This is a genomic window from Cyanobacterium aponinum PCC 10605, from assembly GCF_000317675.1.
GTDB lineage: Bacteria > Cyanobacteriota > Cyanobacteriia > Cyanobacteriales > Cyanobacteriaceae > PCC-10605.
This window is the reverse complement of record NC_019776.1, coordinates 1,223,465-1,241,134: the sequence shown is the minus strand read 5'-3', so window position 1 is coordinate 1,241,134 and position 17,670 is coordinate 1,223,465. Positions and strand designations below refer to the sequence as shown.

General features: G+C 36.1%; 10 protein-coding genes and 5 pseudogenes. 6 read left to right on the top strand and 9 right to left on the bottom strand.

Going from position 1 to position 17,670, the window contains the following annotated elements; all coding sequences use genetic code 11:
• Positions 1-58: 58 nt before the first annotated feature.
• Positions 59-1,210: an N-acetylglucosamine-6-phosphate deacetylase gene (gene nagA, locus CYAN10605_RS05145; RefSeq protein WP_015218877.1), complete on the bottom strand. Its 1,152-nt coding sequence runs from the start codon at positions 1,208-1,210 to the stop codon at positions 59-61.
• A 371-nt stretch (positions 1,211-1,581) separates the two neighbouring features.
• Here nagA and CYAN10605_RS05140 point away from each other — a divergent pair, with 371 nt between their 5' ends.
• Together CYAN10605_RS05140 and CYAN10605_RS05135 are read left to right on the top strand one after the other, a co-directional pair.
• Positions 1,582-2,085, top strand: a complete 504-nt coding sequence (locus tag CYAN10605_RS05140; protein WP_015218876.1) for a bifunctional nuclease family protein — start codon at positions 1,582-1,584, stop codon at positions 2,083-2,085.
• A gap of 45 nt (positions 2,086-2,130) precedes the next feature.
• Entirely contained in the window at positions 2,131-3,258 is a 1,128-nt protein-coding gene (locus tag CYAN10605_RS05135) for an aldo/keto reductase (protein WP_015218875.1), read from the top strand.
• A gap of 99 nt (positions 3,259-3,357) precedes the next feature.
• Here CYAN10605_RS05135 and CYAN10605_RS05130 read toward each other — a convergent pair.
• Positions 3,358-4,029: pseudogene (locus tag CYAN10605_RS05130) on the bottom strand (RNA-guided endonuclease TnpB family protein); the annotation flags it as partial.
• A 172-nt stretch (positions 4,030-4,201) separates the two neighbouring features.
• On the opposite strand from CYAN10605_RS05130, the gene CYAN10605_RS05125 reads away from it, so the two are divergent.
• The gene (locus tag CYAN10605_RS05125) at positions 4,202-5,503 is read left to right on the top strand and encodes an IS4 family transposase (protein ID WP_083887273.1); all 1,302 of its coding nucleotides are present in this window, start codon (positions 4,202-4,204) and stop codon (positions 5,501-5,503) included.
• Positions 5,504-5,521: 18 nt separating this feature from the next.
• Here the strand turns inward: CYAN10605_RS05125 and CYAN10605_RS18345 are convergent.
• From CYAN10605_RS18345 to glgB, 5 genes and pseudogenes are all read right to left on the bottom strand, one after another.
• Positions 5,522-5,863: pseudogene (locus tag CYAN10605_RS18345) on the bottom strand (RNA-guided endonuclease InsQ/TnpB family protein); the annotation flags it as partial.
• Between the two features lie 36 nt (positions 5,864-5,899).
• Positions 5,900-6,954 (bottom strand): annotated as a pseudogene (locus CYAN10605_RS18340) (IS630 family transposase).
• A 59-nt stretch (positions 6,955-7,013) separates the two neighbouring features.
• Positions 7,014-7,229 (bottom strand): annotated as a pseudogene (locus CYAN10605_RS05105) (helix-turn-helix domain-containing protein); the annotation flags it as partial.
• 998 nt (positions 7,230-8,227) lie between these two features.
• Entirely contained in the window at positions 8,228-9,406 is a 1,179-nt protein-coding gene (locus CYAN10605_RS05100; RefSeq protein ID WP_015218873.1) for a M20 family metallopeptidase, read from the bottom strand.
• 171 nt (positions 9,407-9,577) lie between these two features.
• A complete protein-coding gene (gene glgB / locus CYAN10605_RS05095; RefSeq protein WP_015218872.1) occupies positions 9,578-11,920 on the bottom strand; it encodes a 1,4-alpha-glucan branching enzyme in 2,343 nt (780 codons plus the stop codon).
• Positions 11,921-12,236: 316 nt separating this feature from the next.
• Between glgB and CYAN10605_RS05090 the strand changes: the two genes are divergently transcribed.
• Both CYAN10605_RS05090 and CYAN10605_RS18335 read left to right on the top strand, forming a co-directional pair.
• Positions 12,237-14,039, top strand: coding sequence for an ABC transporter ATP-binding protein (locus tag CYAN10605_RS05090; RefSeq protein ID WP_150108931.1), 1,803 nt, complete (start codon positions 12,237-12,239; stop codon positions 14,037-14,039).
• Between the two features lie 482 nt (positions 14,040-14,521).
• Positions 14,522-15,106, top strand: a pseudogene (locus tag CYAN10605_RS18335) (transposase); the annotation flags it as partial.
• Between the two features lie 299 nt (positions 15,107-15,405).
• Here the strand turns inward: CYAN10605_RS18335 and speD are convergent.
• A complete protein-coding gene (gene speD, locus CYAN10605_RS05080; RefSeq protein ID WP_041922424.1) occupies positions 15,406-15,804 on the bottom strand; it encodes an adenosylmethionine decarboxylase in 399 nt (132 codons plus the stop codon).
• A gap of 741 nt (positions 15,805-16,545) precedes the next feature.
• On the opposite strand from speD, the gene hpf reads away from it, so the two are divergent.
• A complete protein-coding gene (gene hpf / locus CYAN10605_RS05075) occupies positions 16,546-17,124 on the top strand; it encodes a ribosome hibernation-promoting factor, HPF/YfiA family (protein ID WP_015218869.1) in 579 nt (192 codons plus the stop codon).
• A 269-nt stretch (positions 17,125-17,393) separates the two neighbouring features.
• Here the strand turns inward: hpf and secG are convergent, their stop codons facing one another.
• On the bottom strand, positions 17,394-17,624 hold the full coding sequence (gene secG, locus CYAN10605_RS05070) for a preprotein translocase subunit SecG (protein WP_015218868.1): 231 nt from the start codon (positions 17,622-17,624) through the stop codon (positions 17,394-17,396).
• Between the last annotated feature and the right edge of the window lie 46 nt (positions 17,625-17,670).

Genomic DNA, 17,670 nt, shown 5'->3' with positions numbered 1-17,670 from the left:
TGCGTAAATATTAGCATTTGTTTACTCTTAATATAGTTAAGGAATGATTAACCAAAAGTTAATGTTGGATTCTTTGCCAATGGAGTTTTTTATTTTGCTTATCCTCATGCCAACGGATTAAATTAGCAGGAGAACTAACTTCTAAACAAGGCATATTTAAGGCTTTTCTTGGTGCATCAGTCACAAGTGCGATCGCATCTTCTATATTACAAATACCCCATTCATACAAATTTTGAACCCCAACAAACAAAGGCAAAGTAGTACCAGATAAAGTACCATCAGGAAGCCTAGCAGTACCATTTTTGACTTCAATAGTACGACTATCCCAAGGATAAACACCGTCGCCCAGGCCAATGGGGGCTAAGGCATCACTAACCACAAACACCCCTTGATGATAATTACTAGCTTGTAAAATCAATTTAAGCATAGTCGGACAAACATGATTACCGTCTGCTATCAAACCACAATAAACATGAGGATTAACAATAGCCTCCCCCAATAAACCCGCCTGTCGATGATGAAGATTCGGCATGGCATTAAAAGCATGAGTAACCATGGATGCTCCTTGTTGAAAAGCAATTATAGCGTCTTCTGCTGTAGCTTGAGAATGTCCTAAACTTATCACTATGCCCAAAGACTGCAAATAAGGAATAACTTCTTTTTTCTCATCTAATTCAGGAGCAAGAGTTATTATTTTTACTACATCTGCATATGCCCCTAAAACTATTTTGATGTTATCGAGGGTTAAAGGTAACAAATATTCTGGGGGGTGAGCGCCTCTTTTCTCATAATTTAAAAAAGGTCCTTCCAAATGAACCCCTATAATTTCAGCTTCATTTTTTCTTGGTTTTTCCCGTTTAAACTCTTGAATAACTTTTAAAGATTGATGAATTTTTTCAACAGAAGTGGTGACAATAGTGGGTAAAAATTGATCTACTCCCGTTGACCACAAATAAGCACAAATATCATGCAATTTATCTATATCATCAAAACAAAGATCAGGGAAAGCTAATCCTAATCCGCCATTAATTTGTAAATCAAATCCCCCTAAAGAAAGATAATCTCCTTCTAAATCCAAATCTGAATTAGTCTTGAAATGAGAGGGCTGTATAGATTTTATGTTACCATTTTCGATCACTAGAGTTTGTAAGTCAGAATAACCCACTAGCCTCCCGTTAGTGATGATAAAGCTAGTCTTTGTTGATGTCATAAGCTGGTTTCTATTTAATTTGTAGAATAAGAGTAAGTAACTTGAATTCTGGATAAATATTCATCTATGAGTGATGGAGAAAAGGGCAATTTAATGAATAGTGAATAGTGAATAGTGAATAGTTGATAATTAAAAATTAAAAACTCTGAACTCATTCTCACTTCCCCCTCTCACCCCTTCCCCTCATCTCCCCATCTCCTCCTCCCCTCATCACCTCATCACCCCTTCTCTCTACTCATTACTTTCTCCTAAAACCTGACACCCCCCAATTATTCATTATTCACTATTTGAAATTTTTGGTCAAACTTGGTACAGAATGCAATTATAATGAAATTATTGACCTGCTAAAATTCTTTTCGAGGAATAAATCAATGATTGAAATGAAAGTGGCGGCGATCGCACTTGATGCTATTAGTAGGAGTCCGATCATTCTCTTAAAGGATGCCACAGAACGCCGTGCATTGCCAATATATATCGGACAGGATCAAGCAAGGTCAATTATTGGGGCGTTAGAACAACAGGTTTCTCCTCGTCCTTTAACTCATGATTTAATAGTTAATATTCTTTCTGCTTGGAATTTAAGACTCGATCGCATTATTATTAATGCTTTAGAAGATAATACATTTTATGCTCTTTTATGTCTCAAAGGCGGAGAATTAGAACAGCAAATTGATTGTCGTCCCAGTGATGCGATCGCCCTTGCCCTACGAGCTGGTTGTCCTATTTGGGTGATGGAAGAAGTAATACTAGATGCTTCAATCCCCGTTGATAGAGATGCAGACGAGGAAGAAAGAGAGGCATTCAGAGATTTTGTCTCGAATTTAAGCCCTGAAGAATTAATCCGTCGCGCCCGAAAAAGTAACAGCGAAGATTAAGAAAAGGCAAAGTAAAATGAGGCATTGCGGCAAAGGTAATTAACAATGAAATATCGCCGTTTTGGCAAAACAGAACTAAATATATCCGTGTTTTCCCTCGGTTTAATGCGTTGTTGCTACAGTCAATCTCAGTTATTGTCAACCGTAGCAAAAGCCTTTGAGTTGGGTATTAATCATTTAGAATTAGCAAGAGGATATGGTAACAGCGAAGCCTATTTGGGTCGTGCTTTAAAGGAGTTAAACATTCCCCGTGAAAAAGTTATTATTACGACTAAATTAACCCCCCATGAAGATAAAAATACTTTTAGTCAATGGTTAGATGAGTCTCTTCTAAATCTACAAACTGATTATATAGATTGTCTTGCTATTCACGGAATAAATACACCATCACACTTAGATTTTATACAAAAAACAGATTTTTTAGAAATATTAAATAAGGCAAAAAATGAAGGAAAAATAAAACATTTTGGATTTTCTAGTCATGGCAGTTTAGAACTAATTAAAGAAGCTATTTTAACTGATTTATTTGAGTTTATTAACATTCATTATTATTATTTTTTTCAACGTAATTATTCAGTATTAGAATTAGCAAAAAAACTAGATTTAGGAGTATTTATTATTTCTCCCGCCGACAAAGGAGGACTTTTGTATCAACCTTCTCCGAAATTGGAAAAACTTTGTAAACCTTTTTCTCCTCTACTTCTAACTTATCGCTTTTTACTGTGCGATCGCCGTATTTCAACCTTAAGTTTAGGTGCTAGTAACCCAGAAGAATTAATTTATCCTCTCACAGTTGCCGACAGAGATGAACCATTAAATAAGAAGGAAATAGACACATTCAACCACATAGAAAATACCCTTAAACAAACTCTAAAAACAGATCATTGTTCTCAATGTTATCAATGTCTTCCTTGCCCTGAAAATATAAATATTCCTGAAATTTTAAGATTACGAAATTTAGGAGTTGGCTTAGAAATGACAGAATATGCAAAATATCGCTATCAAATGTTTGAAAACGCAGGACATTGGTTTTGGGGAAGAAAAGGAGATAAATGTACTGAATGCGGTGAATGTTTGCCAAAATGCCCAGAAAAACTCAATATACCGGCATTATTAGCGGATAGTCATGATCGCTTTAAAGGCAGTGCAAGAAGACGTTTATGGGAAAACTAAAATATTTCGGTTTTTCCAGAGAATTGACAACTCCCACCGTTAACCTTGCGGTGTAACGGGGGATTCTTCCTTCACAGAAAAATGCCTTACAAAAGCCTTTCATCCTGAGCGAATAGCGAAGGAACAGCCTTTGCTTGGTCTTACTCTTTCTCCAGAAGCTGATGCGATATGCCCTACCGCACGGGGAAGCCTACAAGGTTTGGATGTACAATCCAAATACAGCCCCTTCAAAATTCGTAAACCTTCATCTCTGATATTTTTCGCTGCATTTACATCCCTGTCATGTATTGTTCCGCATTTAGGACATTGCCAACTACGAATATCCAAAGTTAGACTATCAACTTGATGTAAGCAATGGTTACAGGTTTTGGAACTAGGAAAAAATCTATCTACTTCGATGTAGGTTTTTCCATCCCATTCCGCTTTATATTTAACCATTGTGCAGAATTGTCCCCAACCGCAGTCACTAATTGACTTAGCTAATTTGTGGTTTCTTACCATGTTTTTCACTGCTAGATTTTCTACCGCTATGACTTGGTTTTCGTCCACTAATTTACGACTTAGTTTGTGTAAAAAATCTTCTCTACATCTAGTTATTTTTTCATGTACTTTAGCAACAGCTTTTCTTGCTTTATGACGGTTATTTGAGCCTTTCTGCTTCTTAGCTAAACGTTTCTGTTTCTTAGCTAATTTTTGCTCATACTTACGGTAATGGTTAGGGTTGCCATATTTGCTACCATCACTGGTGATACAAAAGTCTTTTACTCCTAAACATTAGCTAGAAGTTAAATAAATGAGCAAAAAGTCAATACTTTGCTAATAAAACTTAATAAACAGCTCAAAACTTGATGAATGCTACTATTTAAGATTATTTACTTTTTCTCACTTACTTTGAATGACCAAGAAAATTAACCGAGACCACGCCCAGAAAAAACATCATCCCTTGAGTGAAAATGATGCTATTGTTTCCCATTTGTCTGAACTTTTAACCCCTTCTATTTTTGCCCAACAGAGTCTGTTTCGTGATTTGGGAATGAGAAATCGTGTTCTCAATTTATCATTAATGACCGCAGCAATATTGACTCTTTTATGGCGAAATGTCCCCAGTGTCAACGAATTAACTCGTATTTTGAATCGGGAGGGTTTTTTGTGGGTAGATCCGACAAAAGTAAGTCAAAAAGCACTATCTGACCGATTTTTAACTTTTCCCTCCATTTTATTTGAACAAATATTCAAACAATTACTACCAAAATTCAAGGAAAGATGGCAAAAAAGAACCAATCGTCCACTCCCTGATAGTGTCTGTTTTTCTTTAACAAAATTTAAGCAGATTTGGATTGTTGATGGTTCAACATTGGAAGCATTGTTCAGAAAATTAGATAGTTTAAAAGATATTCCTACAGGAAAATTAGCGGGGAAAATGGCAGTAGTGATGGATTTAGCAACCAGATTACCCGTAGAAATTTGGGTAGAAGAAAATCCCAGTATTTCTGATGTTAAATTTGAAGAAAATATTCTAAATTTAGTAAAAAGTCAGACTCTATTATTGTTGGATAGAGGATTTTATCATTTTCTATTTTGGCAAGAATTAATAACAAGAAATATTGATTTTATTACGAGAATAAAAAAAGGGGCATCTATAGAAATATTAAAACGATTTACGAATAGTCATGATTTGAGAGACAGCCTAATAAATATAGGTGATGGAAGGAAGAAAACGCCAATTGTGACCTTACGTCTGGTTGAAATTAGGTCAAAAAATAAGTGGCATTCTTATTTGACATCAGTAACAAGCCCTGAAATTTTACCCCCTCATGTGGTGGTCAACTTATATGGAAAACGTTGGCGAATAGAGGAGGCATTTAATACAGTAAAAAGATTATTAGGTCTGAGTTATTTATGGACAGGTTCAATCAATGGAATTAAGTTACAAATATGGGGAACTTGGCTATTTTATGGAGTATTAATAGACTTAGGAGACGCAGTAGCAGAGGAATTATCATTACCATTTGATTCAATCTCAATAGAAATGATATATAGAGGATTGTACCACTTTATAGTTGCTAACAATAAAGGCAAAGCAAAAGAGGTGGTTAAATATTTTTCAGCCCCAGAAAACAGAGATTTAGGAATTATAAAAAGGAAGAGAAAACCAAGGCAGAAATTGATTATTGCTCCGTTTCCAGAATTGGGAAAAAATCAGAAAAACTTTTTCTTTGAAAATTCCTTGACACCTTGCTTTTAACCTTAACTTCTAACCAATGACTCCTAAATCAATACCAATGGCTTTACCTTCTGAGTTTCGTTCTGGTAAATCTTGCTCGTCATCATACAGACAAGAAGCAAAATATTTTCCTGATGTCGTCATGCTTACTGTAACCGATTTCAGTTTACCTTCAGGTAAACGAGATACCTTACAGTAAACTTTTTTTAATTTAGGTAAAGTCAAGTAATCACCGTCAAGTTTAATTCCTTGTGGGAATCGTACTGATTACTTATTTCCTTTCTTCTTAAATTTAGGGAATTTAGCCCGTTTCTCAAAAAAGTTTAAAAAAGCACTACTTAAATCTAAAGCTACTTGTTGTAAAGCCTGAGATGGAACTTCATATCAAATCCGTTTAATTAGCCACACTAAAAGATATTAATTAGGCCACCAATAAAAATTGGCTATTCCTTTAACTATTTCTTTTTCTTCCATAATTTTTTTGCATCTACTAATAACTACCTCTTCTAACTCTTCTAAATTTTTAAATGTCCTATTAGCGATGGCCTCATTTATTAATGGCCACAAACGTTCTGCCGGTTGTAATTCTGGAGAGTGAGAAGGCATCAGCATAACGTGGATTCCCTCTGGTATTTCCGTCGTTTCTTTAATCGGATGCCAACCAGCTTGATCCATTGCTAAAATCACCCTTTTGTTTTTACCTATTTCATAGTGCTGTGCAAAATCTTTTAAGACTCGATTAAACAATTCAGTATTTACATATGGTAGTAGCCACCAATATGTCTCTCCTGTATTTGGTTCCACAAAGCCATATAACCACAACCATTGAAAACGCCAATTGACCGTAGCTATCGGTTGATAACCTTTTTCTACCCATACTCTTCTTAATACTGGTTTGAGTCCTAAACGATGCTCATCCTCAGCCCACACTTGAACGTCCGCGTCGGGATATTCTTGTTGAATCTTTTTTTTTTTTCTGCTAGTTGATTTTTCCATTCATTTTGTTCAAGGCAGCTAGAATTTTGATGATTTGGACGAGGACATCGGAGACGATATTCTAATCCTTTAAGATATTCCCATCCTCTTTGAGGAGAAATAGTACGATCTAGAAGTTGAGTGAGCCATTTTGCGACTTTGACACCATTCCAAAGTCCTTGATCATCGGGGGGTGATTGTAATCTTTGATATAGCAGAGCTAATTGTTGATCGTCTAATAACGGTTTTCTACCCCGATTATGTTGTCTTTGATCCCCCAACATTTTTGCACCCGAACGATTATAACTACGAACAAGTTCGTAAATCCAACTTAAGCTATATCCTGTAACGTGGGAAACATAAGAGGTTCGTTTCCCTTGTGCTAATAACCAAATCACTTGGTAGTGAATTTTTTCAATCCCTTGTTTGGCTTTTCGATACCCTTGTTCTAATTCTTGTAAACTTAAATGGGGTTCAATTTTGATTCTTGAAGGCATTGGTCAAAATCTACGACAACAAATATACATCCTCTTGATTATACCATGTGCAATTAAGCGGATTTGATATCACTTAACCATTCCTTCTCTTTCTTTAATTGTGGTAGTTTATTGATTATTTCATTACGGCTTAAACCTTTTCCTGTGGCTTTGTAAGTTTCATTAGTTAAATTAAGAGCAAAATTATAGAACCACCGACAGCAACCAAAAGTCTTAGCCAGTAAGACCTTTTGCTCATCGGTAGGATAGATTCTATACTTGTATGCCTTTAACATTTAACTATTTAATCGCACTTTCAATCTTATTTTAGTTTTAGCATAGATTGCCTATTTTGTTAAGAACTCCCTGTTGCTCGATTTTTTTGTTGGTTCGTTTACATGAGGGGCTGTGGGTATTTTTTCGGAGAAATTCAACGGGGGTTTTTCACTCACACTTCAAGATAAAGACTCCTGTTATACTTGGGCATTGATGAAAAAGTGTTGTCGCTGAGGGCAGGAAAAGAGCAATGGTGCGATTCGTTGGGTGCTAATCAATTTTGAGAACCACCCGTTCAGAACCTAGAAATCTGAATAACTGATGCTTTCTTGAGGGTTCAATTCCCTCCATTGTACTGCCAATTGACTCCATTTTCTAGGTGCTATGAAGTAACATCATCATGGTGCTAAGCTAGAATAAAAAGGGGTAGCTCGAAGCCGAATCTGGTAATCCCCCCGAGGGCAGATACTCATGGTTAAAAAATAATCTAAGAGGATTTGGTTCGTCAATTGCAAGTGGTTAAATCGGCTGATAAACCACAGACAAAATGTCAACAGGGTTTTGGTTGTCAAATATATTGCTTTGTCAACGCAGTCATAAAGTACCCTCGGACTTCTTACCTCAACCTAAAAGTATCGTGAAAAGAAACATCGGAACGAAGTAACCCCAATCTTTCTCTTTTAATGTAATTTAATGAAAAGTAGTCAGATGTGAAGCATAAGGAGATTGGGGAAGGATGTGATAAGAAGCGAAGGCTTTACCGTAATAGTAAAGATATGCAGACGTATCACCCTTAGTCAGAGTAGGAGTTAAGTAATTCTATAGAAGCCTTAGAACGTGATGGAAACATTAACGTAGGGATGTAGGGATGAAAGTAACACCAAAAAGACGAGGAGGAGCCGTGTGAGGTGAAAGTCTCATGCACGGTTTTGAAGGAGAAGCTTAAAGGGCGACCTTTAGGTCGACTCTTCGACGGCAAGGGAAAAATGAAGAAATCCTTGATTTGTCAGCGAGGGTCTCAATGGAAATGAAAGTATTGGTAAGCACTATAAGCCATCGTAATAACTCCAGTAATAATTGATGATTCGTCTAATTCAAAGCGAGGATGATGCAGAGGATAATTTTTTTTATCTTCCATTCCAATACCCAAGCGAAACATTGTACCCGGTGCATAATCTAAATAAACAGCGAAATCTTCTGCTCCTAAAGATGGCTCCAAGATATTGATAACTTGTTCTTCTCCTAAAGCCTCCATTGCCGCTTTTTCCATTATTTTCGTTAAATTGAGGTCATTCTGTACACTGGGGAGACGATGATTATATTTAATTTCACATTTTGCACCGTATATATTGCAAATACCTTCAACAATTCCTTTTATCCAACTAGGTAAATTTTCTCTAATTTCAGGATGGAGCGATCGCACTGTTCCCACCATTTTTACTTGATCCGCTATGATATTAGGGGCACTCCCACCGTTAATTTGTCCAATGGTTAAAACTAAAGGATGTAAAGGATTGTGGGTGCGACTGATGGCCTGTTGTAAAGCCGTGATTACCTGTGCCGAAATCCAAATGGCATCAATAGCTTGATGAGGTCTTGCACCATGACCTGCTTCACCTTGAATTATAATTTCTAAATCATCCATTGCCGAAGTTAAAGCACCATAGCGAATGCCCACAGAACGAGCAGGAATAGTTGGAAAAACATGAACCCCAAAAATGGCATCCACATCCTTCATCGCTCCATCAGCGACCATCCAAAGAGCTCCCTGTGCAATTTCTTCCGCAGGTTGAAACAAAAAGCGAATATTACCATCGATGCGATCGCACATTTGAGCTAAAATCATCGCCGTTCCCAATCCTACAGTGGTATGTACATCATGCCCACAGGCGTGCATGACCCCCGGCACACGGGACACAAAATCAAGGGAAGTGGCCTCATGAATCGGCAAAGCATCCATATCCGTGCGAATAGCTAAAGTGCGATCTTGACTACCATTACCCTTCAATTCTCCAATTACCCCAGTTTTGCCAATACCCTCTTGCACCGACAAACCACAGGAAGACAAAACCCCTGCCACATAAGCCGCCGTTTGATATTCTTGTCCACTTAATTCAGGATGAGCATGGAAATGACGACGGATTTCAATTAATCTAGGGGCAATTTCTTGAGCAATATCTTTAATTTTATCTAGCATTTATGGTTTGAGTAATGAGTAATAAGCCTCTTACGAGGCAGGGAACAGAGAACAGAGAACAGGGAACAGAGAACAGTGTATAATTAAATTTTACTCTTAACTCCGAACTCCGTTCACGACTGAAAGGAGTGTACGAGCGCTCGAGTGTTCTCCCCGAACCCCCAACTCAAATCATTCTTCTTCTAAACTAACAGATTCATCAATGAAATCTTCTGGGATATTGTTCTCTTCTATCACCTCTTCCTGTTGTATAGGCTCAGGCTTTAACATCAATACACCCAAAGGAGGTAAACATAAATCGAGAGAATGATCGTAGTTATGGAAAAACCACTCATCCGTCATTTTTCCTCCTAAATTACCCATGTTACTACCACCATAATCTCTTGAATCACTATTGAAAATTTCCCTATAAAAACCAGCACGAGGCACTCCAATACGATAATGACTATGGGGTTGGGGAGTAAAATTACAGATAATCACAATAAAATCATTAATATCTGCTCCACGACGAATAAAAGAAACTACACTATGTCTGTTATCGCTACAATCTATCCACTGAAAACCATCCCCCTCAAAATCCCTTTCATACAAAGCAGGTTCGCTCTTATATAGATGATTCAAGTCAATAAAAAACTTTTGTAACTGTTTATGGCGATCGAACTGTAATAAATGCCACTCCAAATCAGTATTTATATTCCACTCGCTCCACTGTCCAAACTCCATACTCATAAACATGGTTTTTTTACCCGGATGAGCATACATATAACTAAATAAACTCCTTAAATTAGCAAACTTTTGCCACTCATCCCCCGGCATTTTACCAATCATACTACTTTTGCCATGGACAACTTCATCATGAGAAAACGCCAACATAAAATTCTCATTTTGGTGATACCACATACTGAAAGTAACGTTATTCTGATGGAATTGACGAAACCAAGGATCCATACTGAAATAGTCCAAAATGTCGTGCATCCAGCCCATATTCCATTTCATGTTAAAACCCAAACCCCCCATATAAGGAGGACGAGAAACCATTGCCCATGCAGTTGACTCCTCCGCAATGGATAAAATACCAGGATACTGCTCAAAAATAGTCGTATTAACTTGCCTAATGAACTCTACCGCCTCAATATTCTCTCTACCGCCAAATTCGTTGGGAATCCACTCTCCATCTTCTCGATCATAATCCAAGTAAAGCATCGAAGCCACCGCATCCACCCTAATCCCATCAATATGATATTTATCAAACCAGAAAAGGGCATTAGCAATCAAAAAATTACGGACTTCATTTCTACCATAATTAAACACTAAAGTACCCCAACTCTTATGTTCTCCTTTTCTAGGGTCTTGATGTTCAAATAAATGTGTACCATCAAAATAGGCTAAACCATGAGCATCCTTAGGAAAATGCCCCGGCACCCAATCTAAAATAACTCCAATCCCATTTTGATGACACTGATCAATAAAATACATTAAATCTTCAGGAGTACCATAACGAGAAGTAGGGGCATAATATCCCGTTACCTGATAACCCCATGAACCATCATAAGGATGCTCTGCTAGAGGTAATAATTCAATGTGAGTATAGCCCAATTTTTTAACGTAGGGAATTAATTTTTCTGCCAACTCATAATAGGTTAAGTAACGGGCAGAGGGTTTATATTCAGAAGCATGGACAATTTCAGCTTTTGTGCCATACTGTTTTAAAGGCTCTTCTTCTGATGTGTGCAACCATGACCCCAAGTGAACTTCATATACGGCTACAGGTTGAGTTAAAGGATCGCTTTTACTACGTTTTTCTAACCATTCTTGATCTTGCCATGGATAGGTATCTAAATCACTGACCACTGAAGCGGTTTTTGGACGTGCTTCTTGAGAAAAAGCAAAGGGATCTGATTTAATATAGATATGACCCTCCCAATTTTTAATTTCATATTTGTAGTGAGTACCAAAATCGAGATCAGGAATAAATAATTCCCAAATCATATCCTTTTTTTTACTCATTTGATGTTCTCTGCCATCCCATGAATTGAAATCCCCAATCACAGAGACATTACGGGCATTAGGCGCCCAAACGGCAAAATATACTCCCTTCACTCCATCTAATTCAATGACATGAGCCCCTAATTTTTCATAGATGCGATAGTGGTTTCCTTCTCCGAATAGGTAAATATCATAATCAGTGATGGGGGAGTCTTTGAATTTATAAGGATCATAAATTATCTTTTCTTGTTTACCTTCTTTTACTTTTAATTTGTAGGTATCTAATTTTTCGGTTTTGATTTCACATTCAAAAAAATGGGGATGATGTACCGATTTCATTGGATATTGTCGGCGACTATCTGGTAACATCACTGATACACTATCAGCTTTTGGTAAATATGCACGGATTACCCATGTTTTTTGCCTTTGCCTTTCTGAAATTAAGTGACAGCCTAATATCTCAAAGGGATTATGGTGCAGGTTGTTAACTATTTGATTAACTTGCTCAATAGTAATTTTGCTAGGCATTTAATTCGAGATTCTTAACATTTTTTCTATATGTTTTAATCATAATAGCTAGTTTGATCTTGAGGGTAAATCTGTTTTTCTACTATATTTTACTTAACAATTAATTTTAACTATTGTTAACAATTTTTCAGCATTAAGCATTAAGGGAAGATAAGAGGTACATCAGGATGAATGTTAAATAATAAAAACATACTAATAAAGATGTCCGTAGAACATTTTTTGTTGGCTAAAATTCATCGCCCGTTAAAATAGCTTCATTAATAAAAAATCTCTGTATAATGATTTAACCGCTAAATCTAAAATTCTTGATAGTAGGATAAAGATGACCATTCTTGATGTTCGTGATTTACAAATAACTTTCACAGACGATGAAAAACAATCTCATGTTGCCGTAGATAAAGTTAATTTTAGTCTTAAAAAAGGTGAAATTTTAGGCATAGTGGGGGAATCAGGTTCTGGAAAATCCGTGACATCATTAGGAATTATGGGCTTGTTACCTCCAACGGGAAAAATTAGCGGGGGGGAAATATTGTTTTCTGATAGTCAATCATCTAGTGTGGTAGATTTAGTTAGTTTATCCTCAAAACAAAAAAGAGACTATCGAGGCGGGAAAATTGGTATGATCTTTCAAGAGCCAATGAGTTCCCTTAATCCAGTTTATAATATTGGTTTTCAAATAATTGAAGCTATTCGTCTTCATCAAGATGTTTCTGAAACTCAAGCAAAAAGAAAGGCTATTAGTTTACTTCAAGAAGTTAAATTATTACCCACAGATCGAGATTTAGAACTGGAATATAGAGAAAATAATTCCTTAAAAAAACCCACAGATAAGGATATTCAACAATATATTAATAAGCGTAAACAGGCTATTCTCCGAAAATTTCCCCACGAAATGAGTGGCGGACAACTACAAAGAGTAATGATTGCGATCGCAATTTCTTGTCAACCGATTATTTTAATTGCAGATGAACCCACCACAGCTTTAGATGTTACAGTACAAGGGACAATATTAGAATTGCTAAAGGAATTGTGCCGTAGTCGAGAAATGGCATTAATCTTTATCACTCACGACTTAGCCGTTGTCGCCAACATAGCTGATAGTTTAGCAGTAATGTATCAAGGTAAAATAGTGGAGTATGGCACAGCTACAGATATTCTTTTAAATCCTCAACAACCTTATACCAAAGGCTTGTTAGCCTGTCGCCCTCGCTTAGACGAAACTAGAAGCTACTTACCCACCGTCACCGATTTCTTAGAAAATAAATTAGAAACTCGAGAAGAAAAATTCCCCGTTAAACTAAAAAAAATTCTTCTAACTCAACCTTTGCTTACCGTAACAAATCTCAAAGTTGGTTTTCGGAAAAAAACCACATTTCCTTGGCAAAAAGATTATTTTTGGGCGGTTAATGACGTTAGTTTTCAACTTTTTCCTGGAGAAACATTAGGTTTAGTGGGAGAGTCTGGCTGTGGTAAATCCACCCTCGCTCGTACTATCTTAAGACTGATTCCCAATCACGAAGGAAATATCGAGTTTTTAGGACAAAATTTAACTCAATTACCCTTAAAAAGTAAAAGTTTAAGACTTTTAAGACGAGAAATGCAGATTGTCTTTCAAAATCCCTATAATTCCCTTAACCCTCGCCGAAATATTGGTCAAACCATTCTCGAACCAATGATAATTCATCGCACTGGGGGCAATCAAAAAAAACGTAGAGAAAGAGTGAGATATTTATTAGAAAGAGTTGGTTTGAATCCTGATTGGTTTAATCGTTATCCCCATGAGTTATCTGGAGGGCAACGTCAGAGAGTTTGTATTGCAAGGGCATTGGCATTAAATCCCCAGTTAATCATTTGTGATGAGTCTGTTTCTGCCTTAGATGTTTCTATTCAAGCACAGGTACTAAATCTACTCAAAGAATTACAAGCAGAATTTGGCTTAACCTACATTTTTATCTCCCATGACTTAAGTGTCGTTAAATTTATCAGCGATCGCATCATCGTCATGAATCGGGGTAAAATAGAAGAAATGTCCACCACAGATCAAATTATTAATAATCCTCAAAGAGAATATACCCGTCAACTTATTGCTTCTATTCCTAAATTCCCCAGTGTGGCGTAATCAAGTTATCTAGTTGAGATAAAACTTCCATTAAATAACAAGTTTGAGTAGATTTACCGTAGGTGTCAAGATGTTGAGGCGATAGGGGGATGAGGAGATGAGGAGAGAGGGAGAAATGAGTTAAGAGTTAGGAGTTTCGGATTTTTAATTTTTAAGGTTCTTCAGAGTGTGGTTATGATAAATTAAGAGAAACAGGACTTCCATACCCTTTATTGAATAGTGTTTATAGTAAAACAAAAACTAAAAGTTTATAAATTATTATTTAATAATCCCCCATTGCCTTTTGCCTACCCTAACTAATAATTTACACGACGAGAAGTGATAGAGCCATTTTTAATTTTTAATTCCTAATGGCTTTGTTGCATAAATGATGAGTTAAAGCCTTTTTGTATATTTGTATATAGAATAAAATAATAACATCTGTTTTGCTCTCAAGATACGGTCCCTTAACTATGAAAGAAAAATATCGTCTCAGAAATTAGTCAGAATATAATCAGGGTTTAAAACAAAGAGGTAGTCTGACATTTTGGATTTCTGAGGATACACTGTCTCATTGGTTAGTAACGGAAAAATCTGGTAAAAAAGGTGCTAGTAATTATTTCTCCTCCCAAGCAATATTAACTTTTCTGATGGTCAAATCACTGTTTAATTTACCAGGGAGACAAACACAGGGATTGATGGAATCTTTATTTTCCCTGATGAATATAGATTTACCAATACCAGACCATAGTACTGTTTCTCGTAGAGCCAGAAAACTAGAGATAGTATTACCAGTGGAAAAAACATCTTCATCTGGTCATGTGGTAATAGATTCAATGGATGGGGACAGAAATAAGAATATTGACAGAATCGAAGAAATAGGAAGAAAAGAATGGAAACAAGAAAGTGGCTATCATCGACGTTCTATCTCAGAGACAACAATGTTTAGGTTAAAAACAATATTTGGAGGTAAAGTAAGTAGTAGAAATTTTGATAACTAGGCAGTAGAACTATTTGTTCAATGTCTGTTGTTGAATAGAATGAGACAAATAGCTAAACCAGATAGCTATATAGTTAATAACAGATAAATATAAGGTTTAGGCGATCGCGCAGTGCTTCAGCTTCGCTGACATCGCACCTGTTGAAACAAAATTCCCTATTTATTAATTCATGCAACAAAGCCGTATCAGATTCTGAATGAAGCGTTTATAAATCAGGATACTCAGTCTTATTATTGGGGTGTTGTGATATACTCAATTTTGGTTTTCCCTCAAATATGGAAAGTCCCGTGATTGTTTGACTATATTTATAAAGTCATAGGAAGTTTTTTTTCGAGAACAGTTAATTAATTTGAGGGAGAAAAATCAAAACACTAAACTACGTTTGTTTAAGCTGTTACTAACTCTTCAAACATATTAGTGGTGTTTTGAGAAGCAAAGACTTCGGGGAAACCTCTGTCAATTTCTCTCATAGTGGCTTGTTTAGCTTCTAATGCTGTTTGTAGAACTTTCATGGCTTCTTTGGGTTGACCTTGACCACAGAAGAATAAGTCTGCCGCAAAATAACCGTACTCGGGCCAGGTATGAATAGCAATATGAGATTCTGCTAAAGTAACAGTCGCTGTAACCCCGTGGGGACTAAATTGGTGTACACATATATCTATTAAAGTGGCTTTTCCAGCTTCAATTGCATCTAACAAGCCTTGACGGATTCTTTCAGGACTATTTAAAAGATCTGCGGGTGCTTGCCAAGCATCAACGACTAAATGTGTACCCACTTTGTTCATTCTTCTCAACTCACTCCATACTGTTTTTGCTAATAGGGACAATTGATTTTAAGGATTCTTTGCTATTACTTCTCCATTTTCTAATATATGTTGTTTTGTTTTTTGCTAGATATATTAGGTTAAGATAATGTAAAGAAAAAATCACTCAATTACCTAGCATAGACAATATAAGTAAAAAGTGTCAAGAGTTTTGAGTAATTGATTACTACTTAATTTTATAACAAAGTCGATAGGTGACTTTTTTTTCAATACTTTTTTCATAAAACTCAGTTAGTTTATTTTTGTGCGATCGCATCGTGCATTATCTCCCATTGAAGCAGGTTTAAGAAAGATCAAGAGGCAAAGAGTAAGGATATGAAGATTTTATATTGATAGAAAAATTGTTTACATAACTTTACTAAATTTCAGTAAAAATGAATATAAATTAAAAATAAGTGTTTTTTAGATAACAAAAGTGCTAACCTATAAAATATGAAAGAAAGAAGAGGGGGTTTAGAAAAATTAAGTAAGAACTAGAGTGAGAAAACGGTTTTATTTAGAGTATGATAAAATGACAAGGAAAGGATTATTTTCTCTTGTTTAAATTCTCAAGATTCTTATGCTTATTTATTTTATATAAGTGTCTCTTTTCCTTGAAATAGAAAGAAAAAAGTGGCTAATTTTGAGAAAAGCTAACAACGCTTTGGTTAACTAAAAATCAAAAGTGAGATTACTGATCGCTTAAGAAATGGAGTATTGATTATGAAATTATTAATCCAAGGAAACAATATCGAAGTTACTGAATCTATCCATGATTATGTTGAGGAAAAATTAGAAAAAGCAGTCAAACATTTTCAAAATTTAGCGACAAAAGTTGATGTTCATTTATCCGTCGCTCGTAATGCTCGTATCAGTAATAAGCACAAAGCAGAAGTCACGGTATATGCCAATGGGACAATAATTCGAGCCCAAGAACACAGTGAAAATTTATATGCAAGTATTGATTTAGTTTCTGACAAAATCACTCGCCAATTGCGCAAGTATAAAGAACGTAATCTTGCTAAGAAAACTCATACTGCTGAGAAAACATCGGACGCAGTAGAAGAGAAAACTGTAGGAACTGATTTAATTGGCGATCGCGAACCCGAATTACCTTCAGAGGTCGTGCGGATGAAATATTTTGCCATGACACCTATGACTATTGATCAAGCCTTGGAACAATTACAATTAGTAGATCATGATTTTTATATGTTCCGCAATGAAGAAACAGGAGAAATAAACGTCATCTATCAACGTAATCATGGTGGTTATGGCGTGATTCAACCTCGCAACCTAAATTAGAGGTTAAATAGCCTTGTCAAGATATTGTACTTTCTTGTCCAATAGGGTTAGAAATTAGGAGCTAGGATCAACTTTTCTTGCCCTCACCCCTGAAACTCACCCCCCGCCCCTCTTCTTTTCGGAGAGGGTAGCCCCACAGTAGAGGCGAGATTTTTTTTCTAATAATTGATTAATATAATAATTAGAACTCTTATACACTACAACGAAGTGGTTGCCTGTTGCCTACCCTTGCCCAAATCAAGTTATGCGATTGCTGAGTATAACCTAACCTAGTTTAACCAACCTGCACTGAGAACTACTGTTAAACTGATAAAAGTGAGGCTAAGAATCCAAGTTACACGGTTAAGAGTAGCTTCTGCACTTTTTGTACTACTAAATAATTGAGCTTGTCCGCCAATTCCACCTAAACCGTCACCTTTGGGGGAATGTAATAAAACGAGAAGAATTAATAAAAATGCTGATACAAGCCAAACAATTTGCACTAGTTGATATACTGTCATAATTTATCTTAGTTTTTGATGGACTTTAATTATTATAGTGAGATCT

Coding starts and splice junctions, on each gene's coding strand:
- nagA (WP_015218877.1), bottom strand. CDS start 1,210: ATGACATCAACAAAGACTAGCTTTATCATCACTAACGGGAGGCTAGTG.
- CYAN10605_RS05140 (WP_015218876.1), top strand. CDS start 1,582: ATGATTGAAATGAAAGTGGCGGCGATCGCACTTGATGCTATTAGTAGG.
- CYAN10605_RS05135 (WP_015218875.1), top strand. CDS start 2,131: ATGAAATATCGCCGTTTTGGCAAAACAGAACTAAATATATCCGTGTTT.
- CYAN10605_RS05100 (WP_015218873.1), bottom strand. CDS start 9,406: ATGCTAGATAAAATTAAAGATATTGCTCAAGAAATTGCCCCTAGATTA.
- glgB (WP_015218872.1), bottom strand. CDS start 11,920: ATGCCTAGCAAAATTACTATTGAGCAAGTTAATCAAATAGTTAACAAC.
- speD (WP_041922424.1), bottom strand. CDS start 15,804: ATGAACAAAGTGGGTACACATTTAGTCGTTGATGCTTGGCAAGCACCC.
- hpf (WP_015218869.1), top strand. CDS start 16,546: ATGAAATTATTAATCCAAGGAAACAATATCGAAGTTACTGAATCTATC.
- secG (WP_015218868.1), bottom strand. CDS start 17,624: ATGACAGTATATCAACTAGTGCAAATTGTTTGGCTTGTATCAGCATTT.